Origin of the sequence: Halomonas sp. 707D4, from assembly GCF_024158685.1 — a bacterium.
In the GTDB taxonomy this organism is placed as follows: domain Bacteria; phylum Pseudomonadota; class Gammaproteobacteria; order Pseudomonadales; family Halomonadaceae; genus Vreelandella.
On record NZ_JAMZBD010000131.1, the window covers coordinates 1 to 7,404 of the forward strand.

11 protein-coding genes and 1 pseudogene are annotated in these 7,404 nt (G+C 66.5%); 8 read left to right on the forward strand and 4 right to left on the reverse strand.

Annotated elements, in window-relative coordinates:
• Positions 1 to 194 (forward strand): tetratricopeptide repeat protein (locus tag BIS11_RS07535; RefSeq protein ID WP_253585881.1); only part of this gene is annotated, 194 nt, incomplete at its 5' end.
• On the opposite strand, the pseudogene BIS11_RS07540 reads toward BIS11_RS07535, so the two are convergent.
• Positions 188 to 1,360 (reverse strand): annotated as a pseudogene (locus BIS11_RS07540) (MalY/PatB family protein). The gene BIS11_RS07535 and the pseudogene BIS11_RS07540 sit on opposite strands and share 7 nt — an antisense overlap.
• 39 nt (positions 1,361 to 1,399) lie before the next feature.
• Between BIS11_RS07540 and BIS11_RS07545 the strand changes: the two are divergent.
• A complete protein-coding gene (locus BIS11_RS07545; RefSeq protein WP_253422852.1) occupies positions 1,400 to 1,831 on the forward strand; it encodes a hypothetical protein in 432 nt (143 codons plus the stop codon).
• 1 nt (position 1,832) lies between these two features.
• On the opposite strand, the gene BIS11_RS07550 is transcribed toward BIS11_RS07545, so the two are convergent.
• Positions 1,833 to 2,189, reverse strand: coding sequence for a hypothetical protein (locus tag BIS11_RS07550; RefSeq protein WP_253422849.1), 357 nt, complete (start codon positions 2,187 to 2,189; stop codon positions 1,833 to 1,835).
• 76 nt (positions 2,190 to 2,265) lie between these two features.
• Between BIS11_RS07550 and BIS11_RS07555 the strand changes: the two genes are divergently transcribed.
• From BIS11_RS07555 to BIS11_RS07570, 4 genes are read left to right on the forward strand one after another with little or no spacing between them, the layout of a single operon-like run.
• The gene (locus BIS11_RS07555) at positions 2,266 to 2,667 is read left to right on the forward strand and encodes a thioesterase family protein (RefSeq protein WP_253422837.1); all 402 of its coding nucleotides are present in this window, start codon (positions 2,266 to 2,268) and stop codon (positions 2,665 to 2,667) included.
• A 42-nt stretch (positions 2,668 to 2,709) separates the two neighbouring features.
• The gene (locus BIS11_RS07560) at positions 2,710 to 3,006 is read left to right on the forward strand and encodes a hypothetical protein (protein ID WP_253422835.1); all 297 of its coding nucleotides are present in this window, start codon (positions 2,710 to 2,712) and stop codon (positions 3,004 to 3,006) included.
• Positions 3,007 to 3,024: 18 nt separating this feature from the next.
• Positions 3,025 to 3,543, forward strand: a complete 519-nt coding sequence (locus BIS11_RS07565; RefSeq protein WP_253422832.1) for a DUF501 domain-containing protein — start codon at positions 3,025 to 3,027, stop codon at positions 3,541 to 3,543.
• A 32-nt stretch (positions 3,544 to 3,575) separates the two neighbouring features.
• Positions 3,576 to 4,121, forward strand: a complete 546-nt coding sequence (locus BIS11_RS07570) for a TIGR00730 family Rossman fold protein (protein ID WP_253422829.1) — start codon at positions 3,576 to 3,578, stop codon at positions 4,119 to 4,121.
• A 43-nt stretch (positions 4,122 to 4,164) separates the two neighbouring features.
• Here the strand turns inward: BIS11_RS07570 and BIS11_RS07575 are convergent, their stop codons facing one another.
• Both BIS11_RS07575 and BIS11_RS07580 read right to left on the reverse strand, forming a co-directional pair.
• Positions 4,165 to 4,686: a hypothetical protein gene (locus tag BIS11_RS07575; protein ID WP_253422826.1), complete on the reverse strand. Its 522-nt coding sequence runs from the start codon at positions 4,684 to 4,686 to the stop codon at positions 4,165 to 4,167.
• An 8-nt stretch (positions 4,687 to 4,694) separates the two neighbouring features.
• A complete protein-coding gene (locus BIS11_RS07580; protein WP_253422824.1) occupies positions 4,695 to 5,180 on the reverse strand; it encodes a tetratricopeptide repeat protein in 486 nt (161 codons plus the stop codon).
• Between the two features lie 242 nt (positions 5,181 to 5,422).
• Between BIS11_RS07580 and BIS11_RS07585 the strand changes: the two genes are divergently transcribed.
• Both BIS11_RS07585 and yaaA read left to right on the forward strand, forming a co-directional pair.
• On the forward strand, positions 5,423 to 6,454 hold the full coding sequence (locus BIS11_RS07585; RefSeq protein WP_253422821.1) for an NADP(H)-dependent aldo-keto reductase: 1,032 nt from the start codon (positions 5,423 to 5,425) through the stop codon (positions 6,452 to 6,454).
• Positions 6,455 to 6,565: 111 nt separating this feature from the next.
• Positions 6,566 to 7,345, forward strand: a complete 780-nt coding sequence (yaaA, locus tag BIS11_RS07590) for a peroxide stress protein YaaA (protein WP_253422818.1) — start codon at positions 6,566 to 6,568, stop codon at positions 7,343 to 7,345.
• The last annotated feature ends 59 nt before the right edge of the window (positions 7,346 to 7,404 follow it).

Consider the following 7,404-nt stretch of genomic DNA (forward strand, 5'->3'; position numbering starts at 1 on the left):
AGCGCGCGCTTCGCCAGGTGGCGGACGGCGACTACGACCAGGGGCTCGAAGGGCTTCTTGCGCTGATGAAAAGCGATCGTGGCTTCGAGGACGACGCGGCGCGCAAGACCCTTCTGCAGGTGTTCGACGCCCTCGGCGCCGACCACCCCTTGACCGTCGCCTACCGGCGCAAGCTCTTCGCCCTGCTCTACTGAGCCGGCTCGGCGAGCACGCGATCCATCCGCGTCAGCGCCGCTTCCAGCTGGGCGGCGGTGGTGCCGAAGTTCAAGCGCAGAAACCCGGGGCGCCCGAAGGTGGCGCCGTCGGACAGCGCCACGCCTGCCCGCTCCTTGAGCGCCTGGTAGGGCGCCTCGCCCAGCCCCGCCCGGCGAACGTCCAGCCAGGCAAGATAGGTCGCCTGGGGCGGGCTCATCTCCACGCCCGGCCAGCGGGCAGCGGCTGATTCGAGCGTTGCGCGATGCGCGCGCAGCACCGCCAGCAGCGCCTGACGCCAGGGCTCGCTTTCACGATAGGCGGCTTCGGCGGCCACCAGCCCGAGCACGTTGACGTCCGGCAGCAGCCCCTTGCAGGCAGTGGCGAAGCGCTGGCGCACCTGTGGGTCCGGAATCACCGCGCAGGCGCTGGTCAATCCCGCCAGGTTGAAGGTCTTGGAGGGCGCCCAGAGCGTGATGGTGCGCCGGGCGAGCGCCGGAAAAAGCGCGGCCAGCGGCCGGTGCTGGGCGTCTTCGTCGAGCAGCAGGTCGCAGTGAAGCTCATCGGAGACCACCCACAGATCGTGCCGCTAGACCAGCTCGGCCAGCGCCGCCAGCTCCTCTTCAGACCACACTCGCCCGGTCGGGTTGTGGGGATGGCACCAGAGCAGCAATCGGGTCTGCGGGGTGATCGCGGCTTCCAGGGCGGCGATGTCGAGCCGCCAGGGCTCGCCGAGGGCGGCGGGCTCGGCGAGCATCGCCGTCTGCGCCTGTCGCCCGGTGCGCTCGGCCACGGCCAGAAACGGCGGGTAGATGGGCGCGACGGAGAGGATGGCGTCGCCGGGGTCGGTCAAGGCCAGCGCGGCGAAGTGCAGCGCCGGCACCACGCCGGGCAGCCAGTGCTGCCAGTCGGCCTCGATGACCCAGTCGTAGTGGGTCGCGCTCCAGCGGCACAGGGCCTTCGTCAGCGAGGCGGGAATCTCGCCGTAGCCGTAGACGCCGTGGTCGATGCGCGCCTTCAGCGCCTCGACGACCGCGGGCGGTGCGCGAAAATCCATGTCGGCGACCCAGAGCGGCAGGACATCCTCGGCGTAGCGGTGCCATTTCTGGGACGGGTAGCCGCCTTCGGGGTGGCGCCGCTCGACAGGCGTGGCAAAATCAAAGGCCATGATACTTCTCACTTGAGATCGACAAGACGGACGACGAGCATGCCGCAAAACGACTTCTACACCAAGGTGCGCGCAGGGCTAGCCGCGCTCTTGCAGCAGTGGCGCTCCCAAGGCCAGGCGGATGCCGACCAGCTGGCGCTGATTCTGGCCGAGACCGCCCGGGTCGCCAAGCTCGGCACGCCCGAGGCCACCCCCACCGGCGAGGAGCTGGCGCGCTGGAGCGAGGATGGCGCGGGCACGATGCCGCTGTGGGCGCCGCGCACCGCCGTGTTCCTGCTCAACCAGATGCCCGCTCGCCCCACGCCACAAAGCGAGGCCGAGGCCTGCGCCTGGGCTTACTGCTGGCTCAAGAACCGTTCCTTCGATTCTCGGCAACAGGCACACGACGCCCTGCCGGAGCACCTGAAGGCGCCGCTCGACGAGGCCCTGGACGCCGCTTGGCGCGACCAGCAGGGGCTGCGGCTGGCATGAGTCAGCGCTTGCGCGTGGGCGACTTGGGCTTGAAGCCGGCGGGCTTGGTGGCAAGCCAGGCCGCGAAGGCGCCAATCGCCGGGTCGCCTGCGAGGGCCTCGACGCTCGAGAAGCGGTCGGCCAGCTCACGCTCGCTGTAAAGGCGATGAATGTGCTTGTGGCAGGGGTGGCACAGCCAGGCGATGGCGGTGAGCCGCTCCTCGCGGCTGTGGCGCTTTCGATAGCGCGCCTTGTTGTGCAGGGTGCGGGGAATCAGGTGATGCTTGGTCAGAGGTGCCTGGCGATGGCAGAGCTCGCAGCCCTCGGGCCGGGGCGGCGGCGCAAGCGGTGGGGCGGCCCCGTCTTCACGCGCGCTCACGGCGCAATGCCTTGACCCGGCGCGCCGGGGCGGCAATTCTGCAGGGTGACGCTCACACTCCTGGAAGGCTTTCTCAATGTTCACTCGCCATATCGAACCCGCGTTCTATGATACCGACGCCCTCGGCCACATCAACAACACCCGCTTGCCGGCGTGGTTCGAGCTCGCCCGCAACGATCTTTTCAAGCTCTTCACGCCGGATCTGAATCCGCGCCAGTGGCGGCTGATCATGGCGCGCATGGAGATCGACTACCGGGTGGAACTGTTCTACGGTCACGACATCGAACTGCATACCTACCTGACGCGCCTGGGAACGAGCTCCTTCACGGTGACCCAGGAGGCGCGCCAGTTCGATACCCTGACCAACCTCGGGCATACGGTGCTCATCCAGTACGACCACCACGCCAAGCGCGCGGTTCCCATCGAGGGCGAGCTGCGCGAGGCGCTGACCCATCACCTGCAGGACGCCCCGGCCTGAGGCCGCACGCAAGCCTTTCGCCCTACACGACGGGAGCCCGCCATGGCCATTCGCTACACCCTGTGGATAGACCCGGACGATACCGAGCGCCACCGCGCCGTCGAGGAGCACCTGGAGCACTATTTCCTGGAGCGCTTCGCCGACTATCCGCACATCCGCTTGTTCGGCGCCGACCCCTACGATTATGATGCCCCGTTCAATCGTCTCTACGACGTCCTGATGGCCCGCGCCGCCGAGTACTGCGAGCGCACCTGGCATTACGTGGCTTCCCCCGAACAGCTCAATCGCTGCTTCTTTCGCGCCGTGGGCCGCTCCACTAAATTCGTCCAAGACGAGTAATACCAAGAGAGTGTCACGATGGTAATTCGCACCGACCACGCCCCCGACGAGCGCGAGCTCGCGATCATCACCCAGCAGCTCGGCCGGGCGCCGCGCGGTATCGAAGCCGTCGCCGCAACGGACGCTGCGGGCACGCCGCTGGCGCTGCGCATGGCACCGATCGTCGACGGCAAGCCCTTTCCCACCCTCTACTGGCTCTGCTCGGACGTGCTCAAGATCGAGATTTCACGGGTCGAGGCGGTAGGCGTGATCAAGTCCCTGGAGCAGCGCCTTCAGGAGGACCCCGAATTCCTCGAACGCTATCAGCAGAGCCACCGCGACTACGTGGCGGCGCGCTGGTCATTCATGAGCGACGCCCAGCGCGAGCAGGTCGCGCAGCTGGGCTATCGTGAGGTGCTGACCGAGCGCGGCGTCGGTGGCATCAGCAACTGGCAGCAGATACGCTGTCTGCACACGCAGTACGCCCACCACCTGGGTAGTCATAACGTGATCGGGGCGTGGATGGACGAGCACTACGGCATCAACCGCTTCGTCTAGCCCGGCGCGTCACTCATCATCAAGGAATCGACATGGCGCGAATTTGCGTTTATCTGGGCTCGCGGGAGGGCCGAAGCCCGGCGTTCATGAAGCAGGCACGGGAGCTTGGGGCGCTGATGGCCGAACGCGGTCACACGCTGGTATACGGCGGTGCACGTATCGGGTTGATGGGGGCGCTGGCGGATGCAGCGCTCGAGGCCGGCGGCGAGGTGATCGGCGTGATGCCGGATCATCTGGTGGAGCGAGAGCAGGCCCACTTTGGCTTGACCGAGCTGATCCGGGTGACCAACATGCACGAGCGCAAGGCCACCATGGCGGCCCACGCCGATGCCTTCGTGGCGCTGCCCGGCGGCATCGGCACCTTCGAGGAGCTGTTCGAGGTGTGGACCTGGGGCTACCTGGGGCTTCACGAGAAACCGCTGGCGCTGCTCGATACCGACGGCTTCTACGCGCCGCTGCTCGAATTTCTGGACAACACCGTCGAGCAGGGGTTTCTTGCGCAGGCGACCCGCGCCATGCTGCTCGACGCCGAGTCGCCTGCATCGCTCATTCAACAACTGGAAGGCCGTCTGGTCTGACACCTCCTCCCGGCATCCATCATCACCAGGGAGGCCGGGGCCTTCAGGCGCCCCGTTCGGCGGCGCGGCGGGTATGCTGGTAGGTCAGTTGCAGAAGGCGCGCGTCGTCGCCGGCGCGGTGGCGCTGGATGGGCTGGTCCCCGATGATCGCTTCCTTGGTCTGGCTCCAGAGCGCCTGCTGCGGTTCGGTCAGCAGAATTCGCAGCGCCTCGAGCCGAAAGCGCGGCAGCATACCCGCATGGTGGAACAGCAGCGAAAGCCAGGTGTTGTCGTAACCCCAGCTATCGCTGTAGGCCTTGCCCAGCCCCGCCAGCTCGTCGTTGAGCCAGCGGGCGACCTGGCGCACCGGATAGCCTTCCTGAAAGAGTCGCTCCCGCGAGATACCGTGCAGAAGCTCGGCTTTCGGATCCCAGTGCGTCCACTCTTCCAAGGGCTGGATCAAAAACGCGCAGCAGCTGCCGTCGGCGCGGGCCAGACCGATCTCGATCGGGTAGCTGCCGCGCCCGAAGCCCGAGGCCTCGATGTCAAGCACGGTGGGCAGCGTTTCCATCGCCGGTGCCGTCATGCCCACACCTAGGCCGCGACCATCGGTGCGGGGCTGGCGATGCTCGCCCAGTAGGCCGACTGCTCGCTGTCTCGGGAAAGCCCCAGCTCGCCCAGCCGGTAGGCGCGGGCAAGGCGCTCGGCGGCAAGCCGATGCCCGGCCTGAGCGGCGCGGGCGTACCAGGTGACCGCGTAGTCCTCGCGGCACGGGTACTGGACGCAGCCGTGCTCGTGAATCTGGGCGGCCTGGTACTGGGACTGGACATCGCCGGCCTGGGCGGCTTCGAGCACGTAGCGCGCGCCACGCGCCTTGTCCTGGGGCGAGCGGCTGCGTTGGAACAGCATCCGCCCGTAGGTCGACAGCGCATCCGGATGCCCGGCTTCGGCGCAGCGCTTGTAGAGGCGCATGGTCAGCCGCTGGGTGCGGGGCGAATGCGGCAACAGCCACCGGGAACGAAACAGCTGTTCGGCCAGACGAAACTCCAGCCGAATGAACAAAGATGATGCCTGCGGCATGGCAAACCACCCTGCCTGTCTGTTGAAAGCCTGATCGGCCGAATCCTTCGCTTGCGGCCAACCCTACGATGACCCGGCCCCTGGCCGGTAAATGGGCTGGCAAGCATACGCTTGCCTTCGCCTCGACTCAACCCCCTTCATTTGCCGCATGGGACGCGCCTCGCTAACATGCCCTGACGCGTCGTCGTCGCACCGCTCGAGGCGGCCTGCGACGCGGCATCCAACCGCACAAGGAGCGCACCATGCAAACCCGTCCACTGGGCAGAACCGGCCTCGATGTGAGCCGTCTGTGCCTGGGCACCATGACCTACGGTGAACAGAACAGCGAAGCCGAAGCCCACGAGCAGCTCGACCGCGCCGTGGCCTTCGGCATCAACTTCATCGACACCGCCGAGATGTATCCGGTTCCGCCCAAGGCCGAGACCCAGGGCCTCACCGAAAAGTACGTCGGCAGCTGGCTGAAGGCGCGCGGCGCCCGTGACGACGTGATTCTGGCCACCAAGGCAGTGGGCCCGGGCATCGAGCACATTCGCGGCGGCGCGCGCATGAACCGGGAACACCTCCACCAGGCCATCGATGCCAGTCTCGAGCGCTTGCAGACCGACTATATCGACCTCTATCAACTGCACTGGCCGGAGCGCAAGACCAACTTCTTCGGCCAGCTCGGCTACACCGCCGTGGATGACCACGACGCCACGCCGCTCAAGGAGACGCTCGAGGCGCTCAAGGCGCTGGTGGATGCCGGCAAGATCCGCGCGATCGGGCTCTCCAACGAGACGCCCTGGGGCGTGATGCGCATGCTCCAGCTGGCCGAGACCTTCGACCTGCCCCGCGTGGCGTCGGTCCAGAACCCCTACAATCTGCTGAACCGCTCCTTCGAAGTGGGCCTGGCCGAGATCGCCCACCGTGAGGACGTCGGGCTTCTGGCCTACTCGCCGCTGGCCTTCGGAGTCATGTCCGGCAAGTACCTGAACGGCGCCCAGCCGGCCAAGGGGCGCCTCACGCTGTACGAGCGCTTCAAGCGCTACACCTCGCCCCAGGCCGAAGAGGCCACCCAGGCCTACGTGGCGCTTGCCCGGGAGCACGGGCTCGACCCGGCCCAGATGGCGCTCGCCTTCGTCAACTCGCGCTCGTTTCTGACCAGCAACATCATCGGTGCGACGACCATGGAGCAGCTCGAGTCCAACCTCGAGAGCGAAGCGCTGAAACTCGGCGACGAAGTACTCGAAGGCATCGAGGCGATCCACCGCCGGCTCTCCAACCCCTGCCCCTGAGCGCAGCGCCGCCTATCGCCCTTATAGCCCCGGCCCAGGCCGGGGCTTGCTATCATGGGCTCTCACCATGGATCGATGCAGCCCCTTGGCGCTGCATACAAGGAGCATGCGATGTTAAGCGTTATCTCGCCGGCCAAGACGCTGGATTTCGAGACCCCATCGACGACCCGGAACGTGACCCGGCCGGACTTTCTCGACCAGAGCCAGGCGCTGATCGATATCCTGCGCGACTACTCGCCGCAGAGCATCAGCGAGCTCATGGGTATCAGCGACAAGCTCGCCGGGCTCAATGCAGCGCGCTTCGAGGAGTGGGAGACTCCGTTCACCCTGGACAACGCCAAGCCCGCCGCCCAGGCGTTCCAGGGCGATGTCTATACAGGGCTCGAAGCGGACACTTTCGATGACGCTCACAATCGCTACGCGCAGACGCACCTGCGCATTCTGTCAGGACTCTACGGACTGCTGCGCCCGCTGGATCTGATTCAGCCCTACCGGCTGGAGATGGGAACCAAGCTGGCGAACCCGGCGGGCAAGGATCTCTACGCCTACTGGAAGCCGACGATCACCGAGGCGCTCTCCAGAGCCGTCGACGAGAGCGGCTCGAAAGTGCTGGTCAACCTGGCCTCCAACGAGTATTTCAAGGCAGTAGATGTCAAGAAACTCGATGCCGACATCGTTACCCCGGTGTTCAAGGACGAGAAGAACGGCACGTTCAAGATCGTGAGCTTCTACGCCAAGAAGGCGCGTGGACTGATGGCCGCCTGGATCATCCGCGAAAAGATCGACTCGGCGGAAAAGCTCAAGGCCTTCGACGTGGCAGGCTACACGTTCGACCCCGGCGCCTCCGAGGCCGGCACATTAGTCTTCACGCGGAGCGAGAATCAGCGCTGAAGAACCTCACCTCGCGCCCGGCGCGGGGCTTGAGAAAGTGGCGGTGAACCCGGCTGAAC

Bases quoted from the DNA above. Each gene is read 5' to 3' on its own strand.
- BIS11_RS07545 (WP_253422852.1), top strand. From the start codon at position 1,400: ATGCCGCAAAACGACTTCTACACCAAGGTGCGCGCAGGGCTAGCCGCG.
- BIS11_RS07555 (WP_253422837.1), top strand. From the start codon at position 2,266: ATGTTCACTCGCCATATCGAACCCGCGTTCTATGATACCGACGCCCTC.
- BIS11_RS07560 (WP_253422835.1), top strand. From the start codon at position 2,710: ATGGCCATTCGCTACACCCTGTGGATAGACCCGGACGATACCGAGCGC.
- BIS11_RS07565 (WP_253422832.1), top strand. From the start codon at position 3,025: ATGGTAATTCGCACCGACCACGCCCCCGACGAGCGCGAGCTCGCGATC.
- BIS11_RS07570 (WP_253422829.1), top strand. From the start codon at position 3,576: ATGGCGCGAATTTGCGTTTATCTGGGCTCGCGGGAGGGCCGAAGCCCG.
- BIS11_RS07575 (WP_253422826.1), bottom strand. From the start codon at position 4,686: ATGACGGCACCGGCGATGGAAACGCTGCCCACCGTGCTTGACATCGAG.
- BIS11_RS07580 (WP_253422824.1), bottom strand. From the start codon at position 5,180: ATGCCGCAGGCATCATCTTTGTTCATTCGGCTGGAGTTTCGTCTGGCC.
- BIS11_RS07585 (WP_253422821.1), top strand. From the start codon at position 5,423: ATGCAAACCCGTCCACTGGGCAGAACCGGCCTCGATGTGAGCCGTCTG.
- yaaA (WP_253422818.1), top strand. From the start codon at position 6,566: ATGTTAAGCGTTATCTCGCCGGCCAAGACGCTGGATTTCGAGACCCCA.